We start from the raw sequence: 18,850 nt of genomic DNA, 5'->3' as shown, positions 1-18,850 counted from the left end.
CGACAGAAAAACAAAAGGCATCGAGATAGGTGCTCTATCTCAATGCCTTCGGTCGCTTCACAGCCGTATTTGGACAGGTCCCCGAGGGGACGGCCCTACTCCCACTCGATCGTGCCGGGCGGCTTCGAGGTGACGTCGTAGACCACGCGGTTGATGCCCTTGACCTCGTTGATGATGCGGGTCGCGGTGTTGCCGAGGAATTCCATGTCGTAGGGGTAGAAGTCGGCGGTCATGCCGTCGACCGAGGTGACGGCGCGCAGCGCGCAGACGAACTCGTAGGTGCGCCCGTCGCCCATCACGCCGACGGTCTGCACCGGCAGGAGCACGGCGAAGGCCTGCCAGATCGCGTCGTAGAGGCCGGCCTTGCGGATCTCGTCGAGGTAGATCGCATCGGCCTGGCGCAGGATCTCGAGCTTCGCCCGGGTGATGCCGCCGGGGCAGCGGATCGCAAGGCCCGGGCCCGGGAAGGGCTGGCGGCCTACGAAATGGGCGGGCAGACCCAGCTCCTTGCCGAGCACCCGCACCTCGTCCTTGAACAGCTCGCGCAGCGGCTCGACGAGCTGCATGTTCATGCGCTCGGGCAGGCCGCCGACATTGTGATGCGACTTGATGGTGACGGAGGGGCCGCCGGTGAAGGAGACGCTCTCGATCACGTCGGGATAGAGCGTTCCCTGCGCCAGGAAGTCGGCACCGCCGATCTTCTTCGCCTCGGCCTCGAAGGTCTCGATGAACAGGCGGCCGATGGTCTTGCGCTTGACCTCGGGGTCCATCTCGCCTTCCAGCGCGTCGATGAAGAGGTCCTGCGCCTCCACGTGGACGAGCGGGATGTTGTAGTGGTCGCGGAACATCGTGACGACTTCCTCGGCCTCGTTCATCCGCAGAAGGCCGTGGTCGACGAAGATGCAGGTCAGCTGCTCGCCGATCGCCTCGTGGATCAGCACCGCCGCCACCGACGAGTCGACGCCGCCCGACAGGCCGCAGATGACGCGGCCCGTGCCGACCTTGGCGCGGATCTCCTCGATCGCCTTCTCGCGGAAGGCGGCCATGGTCCAGTCGCCGGGAAGGCCCGCGACCTTGTGCACGAAGTTATGGATCAGCTTGGCGCCGTCGGTGGTGTGCATCACTTCCGGGTGGAACATCAGGCCGTAGAAGTTGCGGCTGGCATCGCCGAAGACGGCATAGGGCGCGCCGGGGGATTTCGCGAAGATCTCGAAGCCCGGCGGCATGTCGATGACGCGGTCGCCATGGCTCATCCAGACCTGGTGGCGGGTGCCCTCCGGCCAGACGCCGGCAAACAGCGCGCAATCGCGCTGGACCTCGACGAAGGCGCGGCCGAACTCGCGGTGCTGGGAGCTCTCGGCGCGGCCGCCGAGCTGCACGCACATGGTCATCTGGCCGTAGCAGATGCCGAGGATCGGGATGCCCGCCTCGAAGATCATCTGCGGCGCGCGGGGGGAGCCGATGTCGCCGGTCGAGGCGGGACCGCCCGACAGGATCACCGCCTTCGGCTTCAGCCGCTCGAAGGCTGCTTCCGCCAGCTGGAAAGGCACGATTTCCGAGTAGACCCCGGCCTCGCGCACGCGACGCGCGATGAGCTGCGTCACTTGGGAGCCGAAATCGATGATGAGGACTGTGTCTGGATGTGCGGTCATTGCAAGCCTTTAAGCAGGCATCGCCGGGAAGGCAAGGGTTTCGGTGAGTCTCGACCCCGAGCGGCCGCACGATAGGAGGGGCTGCGGACCCCCGCGGATGGCAGGCGGCAGCGCCGGCTAGATCCGTCCCGCTTCGATCGCCGCGGGCAGCCGGTCGACGGCCTCGGCGAGGTTCTCGTCGACGACATGGAGAAGGCTCGTCCAGTCATCGTAATGGTGGAGGTCGGCGGCCCCGTCCGAAATGCCGCGCAGGCCGATCAGCGGCACCCCAAAGCGCTGGCAGGCGCGCAGGATGGCGAAGGTTTCCATGTCGACCATCTCGGCATCGATCGCGTCATAAGCCGCGCCGGAGACAATGTCCGCGCCACTCGACAGGCGGACGGCCGCGAAGCCCTCGATCGGCGTCGGCAGCGGCGTGTCGACGGGATGGTCGAGGAAGGGGGTGACGCCCTTGGTGAAGCCGAGCGGCGAGGCGTCGATGTCCCGCCAGGAGACCGACGCCGCCTGGTAGACCTTGCCTTGCTCGAGGACACGCGAGCCGGCCGAGCCGAGCGAGACCAGAAGGTCCGGCAAGCCGCCGGAAGCACTCAACGTCTGCAGCGTGACGCCGGTCGCCAGCGCCGCCTCGATCGGGCCGACGCCGGTGATCAGCGGCCTGATGCGCTGGCGCAAATGCCGGCCGTATTCCGGCAAGGCCGCCATGACGAAGAGCACCCGCCTTCCGGAAATGCTCTCGGCCGCGGCGGCGGCGTTCACCCGATCGACCTCGCTCATGCGTCTCTCCCAGAGCGCTGGGCGTCCAAGAGGACGCAAAGAAGACGCTCTATCTTTTCAATGCCGAAGTGACCGGCGCCTTTCCGGGGCACCGGTGCCTCAGTTCAGCCACCAGATCGAGCCGTTGAGAAGCCCGGCAAATGCTACCCAGAGCGCATAGGGCAGGAAGCAGAGCGCCGCCGGCCTGTCGCGCCGCCAGGTCGTGGCGATGAAGGCGAGGATCGCCGCGAACATCGCGACGAGGATGGCGAGGCCGAGGCCGATCTGGTGCTGGCCGAAGAAGGTGGGCGACCAGGTCAGGTTGATCACGAGCTGCAGCACCCAGATCGCCAGCGGCAGCCGCAGCCCGGCCATGAACACCCGCCAGCCGGCGATGCCGATGAGGATGTAGAGCACCGTCCAGGCGGGCGCGAAGACCCAGCCCGGCGGGTTGAAGCTCGCCTTTGCCAGCCCGGCATACCATTCGCCGGGCGGGTTGGAGATGCCGACCAGCATGCCGCCGCCGAGCGACACCGCCAGAAACAAGGCGAGGAGGCCGTAGCGGGCGGCAGGGCCTCTCACTGGCGCACGAGCTGCGCGAAGAAGAAGCCGTCGGTGCCCGTCAGCTTCGGCGTCAGCGTCAGCACCGTGCCGCCGTGCACCTTCTCCTCGCGGTACGGCGTTCCCGCCGCTGGGAAGGCTTTCGCGAACACCGCGGCCGAGTCGCCGGCGGAAAAGTCGCGGTGGCGCTCGAGGAAGGCGCTGACGCGGCCGGCATTTTCCCGGCCGATCAGCGAGCAGGTGATGTAGGCGAGTGTGCCGCCCGGCCGCACGAAGCGGGCGGCGGCGTCGAGCGCGGTATCCTGCTCAGCAACCCGCTTGTCGATCGCCGAGGCGGCGAGCCGCCACTTGGCGTCCGGCCTCCGGCGCCACGTGCCAGCCCCGGTGCAAGGTGCGTCGACCACGACGCGGTCCATCAGGCTGCCGAGGACGGAGATGTCCTCGCGCGGCCCGTGGACCTGGACGTTGCCGGCCTCGGCGCGCTTCAGCCGGTCGTAGATCGGCGCGAGCCGCTGCCTGTCGGCATCATAGGCGTGGACGGTGCCTTGCCCGTGCATCGCGGCGGCGAGCGCCAGCGTCTTGCCGCCGGCACCGGCGCAGAAGTCGAGGATCTCCTCGCCCGGCTCGGCCCCAGTAAGGCGCGCGGCGATCTGCGAGCCTTCGTCCTGGATCTCGAACCAGCCCTTCTGGAAGGCGGCCTCGACCTGGACATTGGGATGGCGGCCATTGCCGGCGATCGGCGGGATGCGGAGGCCGGTTTCGGAGATCGCCGTCGCCTCGGCACCGAAAGGCGCCAGTGCCGCCAGCACCTGGTCGCGGTCCGACAGCAGCGTGTTGACGCGCATGTCGAGCGGCGGACGGGCGGAGAGCGCCTGCGCCTCGGCGATCCAGTCCTCACCCAGCGAGGCCTCGAACTCCTTGGCCAGCCAATCCGGCAGGTCCGCTTGCACGGCGGGCGCGGCCTTCGACAGGTCGCTCGACGAGAAACGGCCGAGGTCTTCGAGGCTCGGCGTCTCCGGCGCGAAGCGGTCGCCCTCGAGCGCGGCGAGCATCGCCTCGGGGTCGAGGTTCTGGCTGTCCATGAGCGCGGCGAAGACCAGCGCGCGCGGGCTGTCATTGCCCATGCGCCAGCCATAGGAGCGGCGCTTGCGCAGGACGTCGTAGACGATGTTGCCGATGGCGGCGCGGTCGCCCGAGCCAGCGAAACGGTGCGACAGGCCCCAGTCCTTCAGGGCGTCGGCGACCGGGCGGCGCTTGGCGGCGGTGTCGGTGAGGATTTCGATCGCGGCCGCGATCCGGCCACCTAGACGCATGGGATCACGCTCCCGGCGGGGCGGGGCAGCGGCGACATCTGGAATAAAGTCAAAAGAATCACGTTTCGTAAGGGTTCAGAAGCTTCGCACCGGTCGGCTCGAAGTGTCGGGTGTTGCGGGTGACGACGGTGAGGTCGTGCTCCAGCGCGGTGGCGGCGATGAGGAGATCCATGTCACGGCGTCCCAGCCGCGTATACAGGCTTCCCCAGCGCAAGGCGACCTCCACCGTCACCGGCAGCGTGCGCTCTTCGTACAGGGCGCGGGTTTCGGCAAACCAGAGATCGAGCCGCCCACTGAGAGTTGGGTTAGCCAGCCGCGTCTTCTCGATACCCGCCGCAATCTCGCCGAAGCTGATGGCGCTGACATAGGTGACTGCGCGATCAGCCTGAGCCAGAAATCGCATGGCGCCCGCGTCCAGTTTCGGCCTGCGCGGTTCGGAAACGACCATGGTGTCGAGCAGGAACACCGGCCTCAGTCTCCAAAATCTATATCGCGTGGAATGAGTTGCGGTCGGTTGTCGAAGTCCATGAAGTCCTCCATCCCTTCCGGCAGCTTCGGAAAATCCAGGATATGCTCGATGAAGGTCTTGGGGCGCCGGGCCATCAGGTCGTACTGGCGGGCGGAGACCAGGACTACCGCGTCGTCGTCGGTCATGGCGATCCGCTGGGGCTCGCCGTCGCTCGCGGCATGGGCGAGCGTCACGAATTCGGCTTCGGCGTCTTTCAGCGTCCATTTGCTTCCCACTGCCGTCTCCCTCAAGGCCGGGCCTATGGCGAGCCCGATCATACGGCCAATCCGGAAGCCCAACAAGCGATCGCTCGCCACCCAAGGGAAAAGCCCGGCCCAACGAAAAAGGCCGGGATTGCTCCCGGCCTTCTCTGTCGTCTTAAATCGAAGACGCCTACTCGGCGGCCTGCTGCGGCGTGTCGGCGGTCACCGAGATCGCCGGCTCGCGGCCCGTCAGGGTCTCGCGGGCCTTGCGCACGCCGACGCCGTAGTCCGGGTGGACCTTGTCGAAATGCGCCAGCTGGCGCTCGCCGATCTCTTCCGGAATGCCCGACATCGCCGCGGCGATGTTGGCGAAGAGGCGCTGCTTCTGGCCGTCGTCGAACAGGTTGAAGAGGTCCCTCACCTGGCCGTAGTCGTCGTTGCCGATGCGGTGGTTGTAGCGGTCGGCATCGCCGTGGATCCGCAGCGGCGGCTCCATGGCGGAGGGCACCTCGACCGGGCCGTTCATCGAGTTCGGCTCGTAGTAGGCGTCCGGGTTGCCGGTCTTGATGCCACCGAAGACGTTCATCTGACCGTCGCGGTGGTAGTGGTGCACCTCGTTCTTCGGACGGTTCACCGGGATCGTCTCGTAATGCGTGCCAAGACGGTGACGGTGGGCGTCGGCATAGGCGAAGACGCGGGCCTGCAGCATCTTGTCCGGGGAATAGCCAATGCCAGGCACGATGTTCGACGGCGAGAAGGCCGCGTTCTCGATCTCGGCGAAATAGTTCTCGGCGTTGCGGTTCAGCTCCATCACGCCGATCTCGATCGGCGGGTATTCCGAATGCGGCCACACCTTGGTGAGGTCGAACGGGTTGTAGCTGGTCTTCTCGGCGTCCATTTCCGGCATGATCTGGACCTGCACGGTCCAGCGCGGGAACTCGCCCTTGGAGATGCCGCCGAACAGGGCTTCCTGGTAGCTCTCGCGGGTCTTGCCGATGATCTGGTCGGCTTCCTCGTTGGTGTAGTGCTTGTGGCCCTGCTGGGTCTTGAAGTGGAACTTCACCCAGTAGCGCTCGCCGGCATCGTTCCAGAACGAGAAGGTGTGGGAGCCGTAGCCGTTCATGTTCATCGGGGTCTGCGGCAGGCCGCGGTCCGACATCAGGATCGTCACCTGGTGCAGGCTCTCAGGGCTCAGCGACCAGAAGTCCCACATGGCGGTCGGCGAGCGCATGTTGGTCTTCGGGTGGCGCTTCTGGGTGTGGATGAAGTCCGGGAACTTGTAGGGGTCGCGGACGAAGAACACCGGCGTGTTGTTGCCGACGAGGTCCCAGTTGCCTTCCTCGGTGTAGAACTTCAGCGCGAAGCCGCGCACGTCGCGCTCGGCGTCGGCGGCACCCGCCTCGCCGGCGACGGTCGAGAAGCGCGCGAGCATCGGCGTCTCGGTGCCCGGCTGGAAGACCTTGGCCTTGGTGTACTTCGAGATGTCGCCGGTGATCTTCAGCGTGCCGTGCGCGCCCCAGCCCTTAGCGTGGACGACGCGCTCGGGGATGCGCTCGCGGTTCTGGTGCGCGAGCTTCTCGATCAGCTGGTAGTCCTGCAGCAGAATCGGGCCGCGCTCGCCCGCGGTCCACGAATTCTGGTTGTCCGGCACCGGCGCGCCGGCGGTCGTCGTCAGTTTCTCGGTCATGGAGTCACCTCGGTTTGGAATGCTTCCAGTCAGCAATGGACCCTTTGGGGTCATAACGGCAAATCGTATTTGCTAGGCTACGCGATCAGTTTATCCTATCGGCATGATCACGATCAGACAGCTCCGCTACTTCGAGGCGCTGGCCACAACCCTGCATTTCGGGCGGGCGGCCAAGCACCTCAACATCAGCCAACCAGCGCTTTCGGCGCAAATTGCGGCATTGGAGGAAAGCTTCGGCGGACCGCTGTTCGAGCGGCGGCCGTCCGGCGTCCTCCTCACCAGCGACGGCGCGCTGGTCCGCGACCGGGCGCGAAAGATCCTCACCGACATCCGTGATCTGGAAGGCCTTGGCGCTGCCGGGCACGCGGTGCTGGACCGCCGGCTGAAGCTCGGCCTCATCGCCACCGTCGCCCCCTATCTGCTGCCGCATCTGTTGCCGCAGCTCGCCCGCGAGCATCCGAAACTCGACTGCGAGATCCGCGAGAGCCTGACCGAGACGCTGACGGCGGACGTCCTGCACGGCGACCTCGACTGCGCCGTGCTGGCCTTGCCGATCGAAGCGGAGGGGCTCGATACCATCGAACTGTTCGAGGACCGTTTCCATCTCGCCGTGCCCGCCCACGGGTCGGAGCGCTTCCAGGGCCGCATCTCCGTGCAGGCGCTCGCCACCGAACGGCTGATCCTGCTCGAGGAAGGCCATTGCCTCAGGGACCAGGCGCTGAAGATCTGCGAGCTGGTCGAGGCGAGCCAGTTGGCGAGCCTTGGCGCCACCAGCCTCACCACCATCCTGCGGATGGTCGCGGGTGGGCTCGGCGCGACGCTGATCCCGGACATGGCGGTGGCCGCCGAGAGCCGGGGCGGCGGTATCCGCATCCTCCCGTTCCAGGATCCCGCCCCCTCGCGCACGCTCGCCCTGGCGTTCCGGCCCTCGGCCGCGCGGCGGCGCGACTTCGAGGCGATCGCATCGCTGATCCAGCGGTTGCCCGGAAGGGCAGATGCTCCATCTTCGGCCGAAACGGAAGGCAGCGCGGTCCCTCAGAGGTTGTAGGACCCGGATCGGCTGTTCGGCGCCCCTTCAGGAACGGAAAGTCCATCGCATGCCAGACCAGACCCGCTGGGCCTTGATCGGGACCGGCAGCATCGCCGCACGTTTCGCCGCCGACATGCACCATTCCCGCGCCGGCCGGATCGTCGCGGTCGGATCGCGGTCGGCGGAGAGGGCGGCCAGCCTTGCCGAAAAGCTCGGCCCCAATATCGTCGGCGGTCGCTTTGAAGACCTGCTGCGGCGGGACGACATCGACGCGGTCTATCTCGCGACGCCAAACGAGGCCCACGGCCGGCAGGCGCTTCAGGCGATCGCCGCCGGCAAGACGGTGCTGGTGGAAAAGCCCTTCGCGCTCTCCGCCGAAGAGGCGCGCACCGTCGCCGAGGCCGGGCGCCGCGCCGGCGTCCTGGTGATGGAGGCGATGTGGATGCGCTTCACGCCCGGCATCGTCCGGCTGAAACGCCTTGTGGACGAGGGCCGCATCGGCGAGATCCGCCGGCTCGACATCTCCGTCGCCTATCCGCAGCCCTTCGACGCCGCCTCGCCGCTCTACGATCCGCTGAAGGGGGGCGCGCTGCTCGACCTCGGCGTCTATCCGCTGTCCCTCGCGGTCCACCTCGCCGGCATCCCCCGTAGCGTCGACGCCACCGTCATCCGGGCTGGGAACGGCGCTATCGCCGTCGCCGGCCTGCTGCTCGGCTACGACCAGGCGATCGCCACCCTGTCCTGCGGGTTCGACGTCGAGGGTGCCAACGAGGCCGTCGTCACCGGCACGACCGGGATCGCCAGCGCCCATCGTCCGGTGCTGTGTCCGCCGCTCATCTCGCTGCGCCAGACCGGCGGCGTCGAACCCGACACAGCTCCCGGCGAGCCCGGCGAGGCCGCAGCGCCCCCCCATCCGCTGGTGCGCCCGCTGACCGCCCTCTCCGCGCTCCGGCCGCTGGTCGGCCGCCTGGCGACGCGGCGCTACCCGACGCTCCACATCGGCACGGGGCTCCAGTACCAGGCGGACCATTTCAGCCTCTGCCTGCAGCAGGGTTGGACAGAGAGCCCGGTCATGCCGCTCGACGAGACGGTCGCCGTGCTCGATCTGGTCGAGCGGGCGGCTGCCAGTGCCCGCGACAGCGCGGGGGCCCGTCCGCAGCCGTGACGCCAGAGGTCATCCGCTGATCTCGGCGCGGGCCGGAGAGATCGCCCCTGCCCTTCAGCCCCGCCTGCCCGCCAGTTCAACAGCCTACCCGCCCATCCGACCGCAGGCCTGTATCACCCGCCAAAACTGCTCGTCAGCCGGTACGGCATGGGATAGCGGTCGGCGTTCTGGGCGACTAGCGCGAGCTCGGTGACGTGAAGGGCGAAGGCGCCGCCGTACGGGTGGGGCGTGCCGGCGGCGATCGAGCGGGCGAGGTCCGCGGGTCCGCGGGCAAAATCCATCCGCGAGGAGGTGCCGGGCACCTTGGCAGCGCTCGGCTCGACCGTCAGCTTGCGGCCGAACCAGTGGCGCAGCGGCCGCCCACGCTCCAGCCGCTGCAGGATTTTGCCGAGGATCGCGGGCCGCGACGCCCAGTGCCCCTCCGCCGTGCGCAGGAACACCGGCGACTGGTTGTCCCAGCCATCGGTCAAGGAGAGGACGCCTTCGGTGCCGACGACGTGCAGCGAGCGGTCACGCGGCGCGGCAAGGCCACAGGTTAGGCGCGCGACGACGCCCGATCGAAACGTCAGGCAGGAAACCGAGAGGTCGTTGGCGATATCCGCCGCCGGCTGGGCCGTACCCTTGTCGTCGAACAGCTTGGCGGAGAAGGCGGTGATCGTCTCGACCGGGCCGAAGAAGGCGCAGAGCCAGGTGAGGTAGTAGCCGGCATGCTCGAGCGTCGCGCCGACGGAAAACTCGTCCTCCGCCGGCCAGGGCGCGCCGGACGGGCTCGTCCAGCGGCGATAGTCCTCGCGGAAGACCATCGAGTCCTCCATCTCGGCATAGACCAGCTTGACGGTGCCGATCGTGCCGCCAGAGATCGCGCTGCGGACGGTGTCGGCGGCGGCCGAGAGGTAGGAGCACGGCGCGGCCGCGATCTCGAGCCCGCGCTCAGTGGCGAGCGCCACGAGGTCGCCCGCTTCCTCCGGCGACATCGCCAGCGGCTTTTCGGAATAGACATGCCGCCCGGCCTCGAGCGCCGCCTTCGAGACCGCGTAATGGCTGGACGGATTGGTGAGGTTCAGCATCAGCTCGACCGAGGGCTCGGCGAGAAGCGCGTCGAGGCTCTCGAAGGCACGGGCCTTGAAATAGGCCGAGAACCGCCGGAGCGCCGCGGGGTCGCGGTCCCAGACGCCGACCAGCTCGAGCTCCGGATGGTTGGCGAGCGTCAGCATGTAGTAGTCGGCGACGAAGCCGCATCCGACGATGGCAATCTTCATGGGGCAGGCATCCGCAGGATCGGCAAGACCCGCAGCATAGGCCGGGAGCCTGAAGGATCTCTCTACGAACTCCGCGCAGGCGTCAGGAGTGCCCCAACCTACCCGTCAAAGAGTTCGTGCGGACAGCCAGCAAAAGACCCGCCATCGCAACCTTGCACCGGTCGAAGATCGCATTCTATGCTTGATCGTATTCTTCCAGGAGGGGCCGATGCGCATAGAGGTGACCCCTGAAATGCAGCGGATGGCGGAGGAACTCGCTGACATCAAGGGCGAGAGCCTGACAGCGGCGGTGACCACGGCCCTGCAGGAGCGCCTCGCGCGCGAGCGCCCGGAAGATCCCGAAAAAATCGCGGCGCAACTACGGGATATCGGACAGCGCTATGCGCGGCTTCCCGACGCCGATCCGCGCTGTGCCGACGATATTCTCGGCTATGACGAACATGGCCTGCCGACCTGATGGTGATCGACACCTCGGCCATCATTCAAGGGCGCGGATTTCACGCTGACAGACGTCAAGCTTGCCTTGGCGTGACCGCCGTGCCGCTACGCTGCGTCGGCGCGGTCTAGGCCGCACCCGCGGCCTCCAGCGCCCCGACGACGTTGAAGACGTGGAAGGCCAGCATGATCCAGAGCAGCAGCACGGCGAAGAGGCCGGCGGCGAAGGCGGGGGCGCGCAGGCGCAGGTCGTTGCTGCTTAGGTGCACGGCGGCGTGGACGATGCGCGAGACCGCGAACACCCAGGCGAGGATCACCGCCAGCCAGTTGGCGCCGTTGGTGACGTAGAGCGACAGGCAGACGGCGTAGAACAGCACCGGCAGCTCGAACTGGTTGGCAAGGTTCTTCACCGCCGCGCTGCTGCGGTCGGGCTCGGCGCCGGCCCTCCGGAAGTCGCCGAGGCTCGCCTCCCCCGCCGAGACCGCCGATTTGCGGCGGAAGAACAGCATGAAGTAGACCGCGATGGTCAGGAAGGCCTGGACGATCATGGGCCAGAAGATCGCGATGTTTCCGTTCATCTCGGCATTCCCTTCAGAGCGGCGTGCGTCCGGGTGGCGCACGGGAGACGCGATCTTCTGATGTATTAGAGCCCCGAGCCCGGATAGTTCGGGCTCTCGCGGGTGATGGTGACGTCGTGGGCGTGGCTTTCGCGCAGGCCGGCATTGGAGATGCGCACGAAGGTCGCCTTCTCCCGCAGCTCCTCGAGGCTGGCGGCGCCGACATAGCCCATGGCGGCGCGCAGGCCGCCGGCGAGCTGGTGCAGCACGGCCGAGACCTGGCCCTTGTAGGGCACCTGGCCCTCGATGCCTTCCGGCACCAGCTTCAGCGTGTCCCGCACCTCGGCCTGGAAGTAGCGGTCGGCCGAGCCGCGCGCCATGGCGCTGACCGAGCCCATGCCGCGGTAGGATTTGAACGAGCGACCCTGGTAGAGATAGACTTCGCCCGGGCTCTCGTCGGTGCCGGCGAGCAGCGAGCCGATCATCGCCGCGGACGCGCCGCCGGCGAGCGCCTTCGCGAGATCGCCGGAATACTTGATGCCGCCGTCGGCGATGACCGGGATGCCAGCCTTGTCGGCCTCCTCGCAGGCGCCCATGATCGCCGAGAGCTGCGGCACGCCGACGCCGGCGACGATGCGCGTGGTGCAGATCGAGCCGGGGCCGATGCCGACCTTGATGCCGTCCGCGCCGGCGTCAATCAGCGCCCGCGCGCCGCCGGGGGTCGCGATGTTGCCGGCGATCACCTGCACCTCGTTCGACATCTTCTTGACGCGGGTGACGGCGTCGAGCACGCGCTGCGAATGGCCGTGCGCGGTGTCGACGACGATGACGTCGACGCCAGCATCGATCAGCCGCTCGGCGCGCTCGAACCCGTCATCGCCGACGCTCGTCGCGGCGGCGGCGAGCAGCCGGCCCTGCGCATCCTTAGAGGCATGCGGGTTGAGCTGCGACTTCTCGATGTCCTTGACGGTGATGAGGCCGATGCAGCGCTGGGCGTCGTCGACGACGACGAGCTTCTCGATGCGGTGGTGGTGCAGCAGGCGCTTGGCCTCGGCCTGGTCGACGCCGTCGCGGACGGTGATGAGGTTCGACTTGGTCATCAGCTCGTGGATCGGCTGCGAGTCGTCGGTGGCGAAGCGCACGTCGCGGTTGGTGAGGATGCCGACCAGGAGGCCCGGCGTCGGGCCGGCGTCGGCGACCACCGGGATGCCTGAGATGTGGTGCATGTTCATCAAGGCGCGCGCGTCGCCCAGCGTCGCCGACGGCGAGATGGTGACGGGATTGACCACCATGCCGCTCTCGAACTTCTTCACCCGCCGGACCGCATCGGCCTGTTCGGCCGGGGTGAGGTTGCGGTGGATGACGCCGATGCCGCCGGCCTGCGCCATGGCGATGGCCAGGCGATACTCGGTGACGGTGTCCATCGCCGCCGAGATGATCGGCAGGTTCAGGCGCAAGGTCTTGGTGATGCGGGTGGAGAGATCGACCTCGCCCGGCATAACGACGGAATGTCCGGGCTGCAGCAGCACGTCGTCGAACGTCAGCGCGGTCGCGCCGGTGGCAGTTTCGATGATGCGTGCCATTGGCCAGTCCCCAAAATAAAGAAACCGCCGGGTCCGGCAAGGACCGCCCGCGGTGAAGGATTGGCAAGGGCTGCTAGCACGATGACGGACGGGAGGGAAGGCGCAAGCGGCTTATGAACAGCGTGTCCACTGTCGGGCAGAGGGGAGCGGGGTGGCAGGGACAACCGAATGGTGCACACTTCCCCCCCCCCCCCGGTCACCTGACACCGCTACCGCCGCGCTCTGCGGCACCCCCCTCTGTCCTGCCGGACATCTCCCCCTCAAGGGGGGAGATCGGGCGGCGGGGATGCAGCAACTTTCGAAAACGCGATGCCGTCCGCCATACCGGCAACGCCCGCTGGCTATGTCCGCAACGGCGGCGATCGGTAAATCTCCCCACTCGAGGGGGAGATGGCCGGCAGGCCAGAAGGGGGCCCGCTGCCGCAGCGCTCGATCCCGCCCACCGGCGCACCTGAAGCCGCTATCCCGCGCTCGACGCCCCGCTCTATCCTCACGGACATCTCCTCCATCAGGGAGGAGATTGGGCGGCACCGATGTCTACGGCAGCCTAGCTCCGGTGGGTGAGGAGCGGCGATGAGCCCGGTGGCCGACGGCGGGAAGATCGAGGGCTGACGGCCCCTAGATATCCAGTTGATAGGTCAGCGGCACGAAGCGATAGCCGCCGTCGATCGTCTCGGCATAGCCGGCGGCGGGGAACGGCATGTGGTAGCCGATGAACAGCGCGCCGGTCTTGGCGATCTCGTCGAAGACCTTGTGCCGCGTCGCGATGGCGGCCTTCTTGTCCATGTCGAACTTCACCTCCCAGTCCGGCTTCTGCAGCGAGGCGACGAAGTGGTTGGCGGTGTCGGCGGTGAGCCAGAGCGTCTTGTCGCCCTCGGCGAGCGTGAAGACGAGATGGCCCGGCGAATGGCCGAAAGCCTCGTGCGCGGTGAGGCCCGGGACGATCTCGGCGCCCTCGGCGATGAAGCTGGTGTTGTCCTTCAGCGGCACGACGTTCTTGCCGACCATCTCGGCATTCTGCGCCCGCGGCCCGGCCTTCGCCGCGGCCGAGGTCCAGAAGTCGAACTCGACCTGGCCGGCGATGTAGCGCGCTTTCGGGAAAGCCGGCTTACCATTTTCCATCAGCCCGCCGATGTGGTCGCCGTGCATGTGCGTGAGGACGACGATGTCGACATCCTCCGGCGCATAGCCCGCCTCGGCCATGCGCTGGGTGAGGAGACCCATGCCGTTGGCCCGGCCGCCCTCGCCCATGCCGGTGTCGAACAGCACCAGCGTGCCGCCCTTCTCGACGAGGACCGGGCAGAAACCGGTGACGAACTTCGTCTCCGGCAAAGAGTTCGCCCGCATTAATTCGGCGACGGCCTCGGCCGTCTGGTTCTCGCCGAAGGTCGGGAAAGGACCATCGCCCGGCCGCAGGCCATCCAGCACCACGGTGATCACCGCCTCGCCAAAGGCGAAACGGAACCATTTCGGCGAGGTAGCAGCCTTCTGCGCCACCGGCGCAGCGGCGCCGGCCGACTGCGCCAGGGCAGCGCCGCCAAACAGGAGAGAGGTCGACGCGCCGGTGGCGACGGCCGCGAGCTTCATGGCGTTGCGGCGGCTGACCCGGCTCGGGTCGGTGCGGCTGTCGTCGGTCATCTCTTGTCTCCTGCTGCGGGGATGGGCGATTGCGAGCGTGGCAACGTGCGCAACACCCAGGTTGCGGCCACAACTGGTCGCGGATGGGGCCACCTCAAGGGAAGGACACGCCGAGTTGACCCGCGCCGGCGCTGCGTGTCACGCCCTCATTCCTTCGCCTCCTATCACCGGCCGCCGCATCGCGGTAAGGCAGGCTTAGAATATCTCCCGCTCCTGGTGTCGCCCGTGAAACGCATCGTGCCCCTCGTGCTCGCCGTCGCCTTGTTCATGGAGAACATGGACTCGACGGTGATCGCGACGTCGCTTGCCACCATCGCCCGCGACATCGGCACCAACCCGATCGCGCTGAAGCTGGCGCTGACGAGCTATTACGTCTCGCTGGCCGTGTTCATCCCGATCTCCGGAAGGATCGCCGACAAGTTCGGCGCCAAGACGGTGTTCCGCTGGGCGATCGGCGTGTTTGTCCTTGGCTCGCTCGCCTGCGCCATGGCCGGCTCGCTCGAGGGCTTCGTCGCCGCGCGGTTTCTGCAAGGGGTGGGCGGGGCGATGATGACGCCGGTCGGCCGGCTGCTCCTGGTGCGCTCGGCGGCGAAAGCCGATCTCGTCTCGGCAATGGCCTGGTTTAGCATTCCCGCGCTGATCGGGCCGCTGGTCGGACCGCCGATCGGTGGCGCCATCGCCACCTATGCCGACTGGCGCTGGATCTTCCTGATCAACCTGCCGATCGGCATTGCCGGCATTCTCCTCGCCACCCGTTTCCTGCCGGAGGTCGAGAAGATCCCCGGCATCCGCTTCGACTGGACCGGCTTCGTGCTGTCGGGAGTAGCCTGTGCCGGCGTGGTGTTCGGCCTCTCGGTGGTCTCGCTGCCGGCGCTGCCGCCGGCCCTCGGCCTCGGCCTTGCCGGTCTCGGCGCAGTCTCGGCGCTGCTCTACATCAGCCATGCGCGGCGGCACCACAATCCGGTGCTGGAGCTGCGGCTGCTCGCCATCCCGACGCTGCGGGCGGCGGTAATCGGCGGCGCGGTGTTCCGCATCGGCGCCGGCGCCGTGCCTTTCCTGTTTCCGCTGATGCTGCAGATCGGCTTTGGCTACACGCCGCTCGAATCCGGCGTGATCAGCGCGGTCTCGATCGGCGGCGCGATGATGATGAAGTTCCTGGCCAAGCCGATCCTGAAACGCTTCGGCTTCAAGCAGACGCTGATCGGCACCGGGGCAATCGGAGGCATCTTCGTGATGATGATCGGCTTCTACCGGCCGGAGACGCCCGTGCTGGTGCTGGTGGTGCTGCTCCTGATCGGCGGCTTCTTCCGCTCGCTGTTCTTCACCTCGATCAACACGCTGGCCTTCGCCGACGTGCCGTCCGCCAAGGCCGGCGACGCGACGGCGCTGCTTGCCGCCTTCCAGCAGGTGGCGATCGCCGGCGGCGTGGCGGTGGCCGGCGCGATCCTCGAGATCGGCCTCGCCGTCGGCGATACCGGCGTCTCGACGCTGGGTGATTTTTCGGCGGCCTTCCTGATCGTCGGCGCGATCACGGTGTTCGCCGTCGCCGCCTTCCTCAAGCTGCCGCAGAGCGCCGGCGCCGAGATTTCCGGGCGACGCATTCCGGCGGAATAGGCCGATCGATCTCCCCCCTTGAGGGAGAGATGCCGGCAGGCAGAGAGGGGTGGGCTGCCGCAGACCTTTTAGCCTGTCTTTTGCTGATCGCGAGGAGACGCCGCGCCCTGCGGCGCCCCGCTCTGGTCTTCCGGCCATCTCACCCTCGAGTGGGAGATCGGCGTGCCGGGACGGATCAGCCGAGCGGCGAAACGTCCTCGTCTTCGTCCACAGCGACGGGCTTGCGGCCCTTAAAACCCTTGGCCAGGAGGTAGAGCTCGACCGAGTCCTCGCGGCTCGCCGGCGGCTTCACATGGTGCACGCTGGTAAAGTTCTGCTTCAGCATGGTGAGGAGGTCGCCCTCGGTGCCGCCCTGGAAGGTCTTGGTGAGGAAATGCCCGCCGGGCTTCAGCACCTTGACCGCAAAGTCGGCGGCGACCTCGCAGAGATACATGGTCTTCAGATGGTCGGTCCGGCGGTGGCCGGTGGTCGGCGCGGCCATGTCGGAGAGGACGATGTCGGGCGGGCCGTCGAGCGCATCGAGCAGCTTCTGCGGCGCGGTCTCGTCGAGGAAATCGAGCTCGAGGATCGTCGCGCCGGCGATCGGATCGACCGGGAGGTAGTCGATGGCCGCGACGCGCGACTCCGCCGTCGCCGAGGCGCAGCGCTCGACGGCGATCTGCGTCCAGCCGCCGGGCGCGGCGCCGAGGTCGACGACGCGCATGCCCTTGGTCAGGAGTTTGTAGCGGTCGTCGATCTCGGTCAGCTTGTAGGCCGCGCGCGAGCGGTAGCCGTCGGCCTTCGAGCGGCGGACATAGGGGTCGTTCAGATGGCGCTCGAGCCAGGCGCGCGAGGACGCCTTCAGCTTGCCCTTCTTGACCCGGACGGTCAGCCCGCGGTCGTCGCCGCGGCCGCCGCCAGCGCCGCTCATGCCCGGCCCCGCGGGAAAATCGTGTTCATGCCAATACCTTCTGGCGCACCGGGGCACCCTTGCGCCAGACACCGTCGGCGACCATCATTTCCGTGAGCAGGCCCTCGCGCAGGCCGCGATCGGCAACGCGCAGCCGCGGCGCCGGCCAGACCCTGCGGATCGCCTCGAGAATGGCGCAGCCGGCCAGCACCAGGTCCGCCCGATCGCTGCCGATGCAAGGATTGGCGACGCGCTCCTCGAAGCTCCAGCCGGCGATCCGCGCCACCAGTTCGCTCACTTCATCGTTGGTCAGCCACAGTCCGTCAACCTGCCGGCGGTCGTAGCGCTCGAGATTGAGGTGAACGCCGGCAAGCGTCGTCACCGTGCCGGAGGTCCCGAGCAGATGGAAATCCCCGGTGCCGACGAGGTCGGCGAGCTTGTCGCGGCCCTCGAAACTTTCGATGCGCTCGACGACGGAGGCGATCATTGTCTCGAACAGCGCCGGCGTCACATCGCGGCCGCCATAGTGCTCGGCAAGCGAGACGACGCCGACGGGCAGCGACGTCCAGGCGACGATGTGGTTCGACAGCCGACGCGAATAGCCTTGCCGGAGATCGAGGAGCGCGATCTCCGACGAGCCGCCGCCGATGTCGAAGAGCACCGCGCCCTTGGCTGCGCGGTCGACGAGCGAGCCGCAGCCGGAGACGGCGAGGCGCGCCTCGCTCTCGCGGCTGACGATCTCGAGGTCGAGCCCGGTCTCGCGCTTCACCCGCTCGATGAACTCCTCGCCGTTCGCCGCCGCGCGGCAGGCCTCGGTCGCGATCAGCCGGGCGCCGGCGACTTGCCGGGCGGCGAGTTTCTGGCTGCAGATCGTCAGCGCCGCGACCGCACGGTCCATGGCGGGGGCGGCGAGCCGGCCGGTGCGGCCGAGCCCCTCTCCCAGCCGGACGATGCGCGAGAAGGCGTCGATCACCCGAAACTGCCCGGGCCGCGAGGGCACGGCGACGAGCAGCCGGCAATTATTGGTGCCAAGATCCAGCGCGGCATAGACCGGCGGCCGGTCGTCCGTCACCGGCTGCGGCGTGCGCTGCGACGGGGACGGAGCGCGCACCGCCGCGCCGGAGGTCGGCGACAACCGCGCCGGCTGCGGCACGCTCGCTGGCACGGCACCCGCCTGCCCGCCCGGCTCGCCGGCCTGACGCGCCGTTCCGCGCCGGCGGCGGCGCCGGCCGGGTTTTGCCTCGCGCACTTCGCCCGCAGTTGGCGCGGGAACCGGCGTCTCACCCTGAGGCGCCCCGGTGCCGCCGCTGCCGCGCCGCCGGCGCCGCTTCTGACGCTTGGTGAGGCTCGCTTTGGCACCGGGATCATCAGCGCCGGGCGCATCCCCCTCCTCGCGGGCGGGGCCTTTGCCGGCCGCAGAGCGGGGCGAAGCCGCGGACGCGTCGCGACCGCCCCTCGGGGCGCTGGCTTTTGAGATGCCGTTGCCCGACAAACCTATCTCGGCAGATGGCTGGCCCGAAACGCCCGAATGAGGGCCGTCCGCCAAAGGCAGCGCCGATCTCGGCTGATTCGGCCGCGGGCCCGCCGGACTGGAAACGCCAGCGGGCTGAAAATCTGCGCGCGGCCCTTCCGGCCGCGCCGCGTCGTTGTCGGGTCGCAGAATCGGGCCAGTAGCCTTGGCACGGCCGGGCGTCGCCATGCCATCAGGCCCGCGCCCGCTCTCTTCCCGCATTACTGTCGACGGCGGCTGCAGTCTCCCGGTACGTTCATCGATGCTCACTATTTCTCTCCGGCACAGAGCGGCCGTGGAGGCTGGCCCGTGCGCCTTGGTTCCTTGGTTAAGTCGAGTGTATCAAGCCGGTGGGCAAGCACAAGGGAGCCCCGCCGCCGCCCCACAGGAAGGCGGCCAGCGCCCTCCAGTCTGCCGGCAGGCCGTCCCTCTGCGACAGACCACTTTACTGTCGCCGAAACCGACAAATGCGCCGCCTGAACACCGCCCTGCA

The 18,850-nt window shown here is 68.1% G+C and carries 17 protein-coding genes; 4 read left to right on the top strand and 13 right to left on the bottom strand.

The window, feature by feature from the left end; all coding sequences use genetic code 11:
* Nucleotides 1-95: 95 nt before the first annotated feature.
* From guaA to katA, 7 genes are all read right to left on the bottom strand, one after another.
* Complete coding sequence (guaA, locus tag ACZLZY_RS15130; protein ID WP_472934561.1) at nt 96-1,652, bottom strand: glutamine-hydrolyzing GMP synthase; 1,557 nt, start codon at nt 1,650-1,652, stop codon at nt 96-98.
* A gap of 117 nt (nt 1,653-1,769) precedes the next feature.
* Complete coding sequence (locus tag ACZLZY_RS15125; RefSeq protein ID WP_472934560.1) at nt 1,770-2,426, bottom strand: 5'-methylthioadenosine/S-adenosylhomocysteine nucleosidase; 657 nt, start codon at nt 2,424-2,426, stop codon at nt 1,770-1,772.
* Between the two features lie 99 nt (nt 2,427-2,525).
* On the bottom strand, nt 2,526-2,987 hold the full coding sequence (locus ACZLZY_RS15120) for a TspO/MBR family protein (RefSeq protein ID WP_472934559.1): 462 nt from the start codon (nt 2,985-2,987) through the stop codon (nt 2,526-2,528).
* Entirely contained in the window at nt 2,984-4,279 is a 1,296-nt protein-coding gene (locus ACZLZY_RS15115; protein WP_472934558.1) for an RsmB/NOP family class I SAM-dependent RNA methyltransferase, read from the bottom strand. Before ACZLZY_RS15115 ends, ACZLZY_RS15120 begins: the two co-directional genes overlap by 4 nt.
* A 58-nt stretch (nt 4,280-4,337) precedes the next feature.
* Nucleotides 4,338-4,745, bottom strand: coding sequence for a type II toxin-antitoxin system VapC family toxin (locus ACZLZY_RS15110; protein ID WP_472934557.1), 408 nt, complete (start codon nt 4,743-4,745; stop codon nt 4,338-4,340).
* A gap of 5 nt (nt 4,746-4,750) precedes the next feature.
* Entirely contained in the window at nt 4,751-5,065 is a 315-nt protein-coding gene (locus tag ACZLZY_RS15105; protein ID WP_472934556.1) for a type II toxin-antitoxin system Phd/YefM family antitoxin, read from the bottom strand.
* A gap of 115 nt (nt 5,066-5,180) precedes the next feature.
* Nucleotides 5,181-6,677: a catalase KatA gene (gene katA, locus ACZLZY_RS15100; protein WP_472934555.1), complete on the bottom strand. Its 1,497-nt coding sequence runs from the start codon at nt 6,675-6,677 to the stop codon at nt 5,181-5,183.
* A gap of 103 nt (nt 6,678-6,780) precedes the next feature.
* On the opposite strand from katA, the gene ACZLZY_RS15095 reads away from it, so the two are divergent.
* A complete protein-coding gene (locus tag ACZLZY_RS15095; RefSeq protein ID WP_472934554.1) occupies nt 6,781-7,725 on the top strand; it encodes a hydrogen peroxide-inducible genes activator in 945 nt (314 codons plus the stop codon).
* 49 nt (nt 7,726-7,774) lie between these two features.
* A complete protein-coding gene (locus tag ACZLZY_RS15090; RefSeq protein WP_472934553.1) occupies nt 7,775-8,872 on the top strand; it encodes a Gfo/Idh/MocA family protein in 1,098 nt (365 codons plus the stop codon).
* 113 nt (nt 8,873-8,985) lie between these two features.
* Here ACZLZY_RS15090 and ACZLZY_RS15085 read toward each other — a convergent pair whose 3' ends face one another.
* Nucleotides 8,986-10,131 (bottom strand): Gfo/Idh/MocA family protein, encoded by a 1,146-nt coding sequence (locus tag ACZLZY_RS15085; protein ID WP_472934552.1) that lies wholly within the window; start codon nt 10,129-10,131, stop codon nt 8,986-8,988.
* Between the two features lie 88 nt (nt 10,132-10,219).
* Between ACZLZY_RS15085 and ACZLZY_RS15080 the strand changes: the two genes are divergently transcribed.
* A complete protein-coding gene (locus ACZLZY_RS15080; protein WP_472934551.1) occupies nt 10,220-10,588 on the top strand; it encodes a type II toxin-antitoxin system VapB family antitoxin in 369 nt (122 codons plus the stop codon).
* Between the two features lie 106 nt (nt 10,589-10,694).
* Here the strand turns inward: ACZLZY_RS15080 and ACZLZY_RS15075 are convergent, their stop codons facing one another.
* From ACZLZY_RS15075 to ACZLZY_RS15065, 3 genes are all read right to left on the bottom strand, one after another.
* The gene (locus tag ACZLZY_RS15075) at nt 10,695-11,144 is read right to left on the bottom strand and encodes an MAPEG family protein (RefSeq protein WP_472934550.1); all 450 of its coding nucleotides are present in this window, start codon (nt 11,142-11,144) and stop codon (nt 10,695-10,697) included.
* Between the two features lie 65 nt (nt 11,145-11,209).
* Nucleotides 11,210-12,706: an IMP dehydrogenase gene (gene guaB / locus ACZLZY_RS15070; RefSeq protein WP_472934549.1), complete on the bottom strand. Its 1,497-nt coding sequence runs from the start codon at nt 12,704-12,706 to the stop codon at nt 11,210-11,212.
* Nucleotides 12,707-13,324: 618 nt separating this feature from the next.
* The gene (locus tag ACZLZY_RS15065) at nt 13,325-14,344 is read right to left on the bottom strand and encodes an MBL fold metallo-hydrolase (protein ID WP_472934548.1); all 1,020 of its coding nucleotides are present in this window, start codon (nt 14,342-14,344) and stop codon (nt 13,325-13,327) included.
* Nucleotides 14,345-14,569: 225 nt separating this feature from the next.
* On the opposite strand from ACZLZY_RS15065, the gene ACZLZY_RS15060 reads away from it, so the two are divergent.
* Nucleotides 14,570-15,958: an MFS transporter gene (locus ACZLZY_RS15060; RefSeq protein WP_472934547.1), complete on the top strand. Its 1,389-nt coding sequence runs from the start codon at nt 14,570-14,572 to the stop codon at nt 15,956-15,958.
* Between the two features lie 175 nt (nt 15,959-16,133).
* Here the strand turns inward: ACZLZY_RS15060 and ACZLZY_RS15055 are convergent, their stop codons facing one another.
* On the bottom strand, nt 16,134-16,868 hold the full coding sequence (locus tag ACZLZY_RS15055) for an RlmE family RNA methyltransferase (RefSeq protein ID WP_472934546.1): 735 nt from the start codon (nt 16,866-16,868) through the stop codon (nt 16,134-16,136).
* 25 nt (nt 16,869-16,893) lie between these two features.
* On the bottom strand, nt 16,894-18,339 hold the full coding sequence (locus ACZLZY_RS15050) for a Ppx/GppA phosphatase family protein (protein ID WP_472934545.1): 1,446 nt from the start codon (nt 18,337-18,339) through the stop codon (nt 16,894-16,896).
* Between the last annotated feature and the right edge of the window lie 511 nt (nt 18,340-18,850).

The organism is Mesocryomonas lacus, assembly GCF_055730135.2.
The sequence above is the reverse complement of the archived record's forward strand: the minus strand, read 5'-3'. Positions and strand labels throughout refer to the sequence as shown.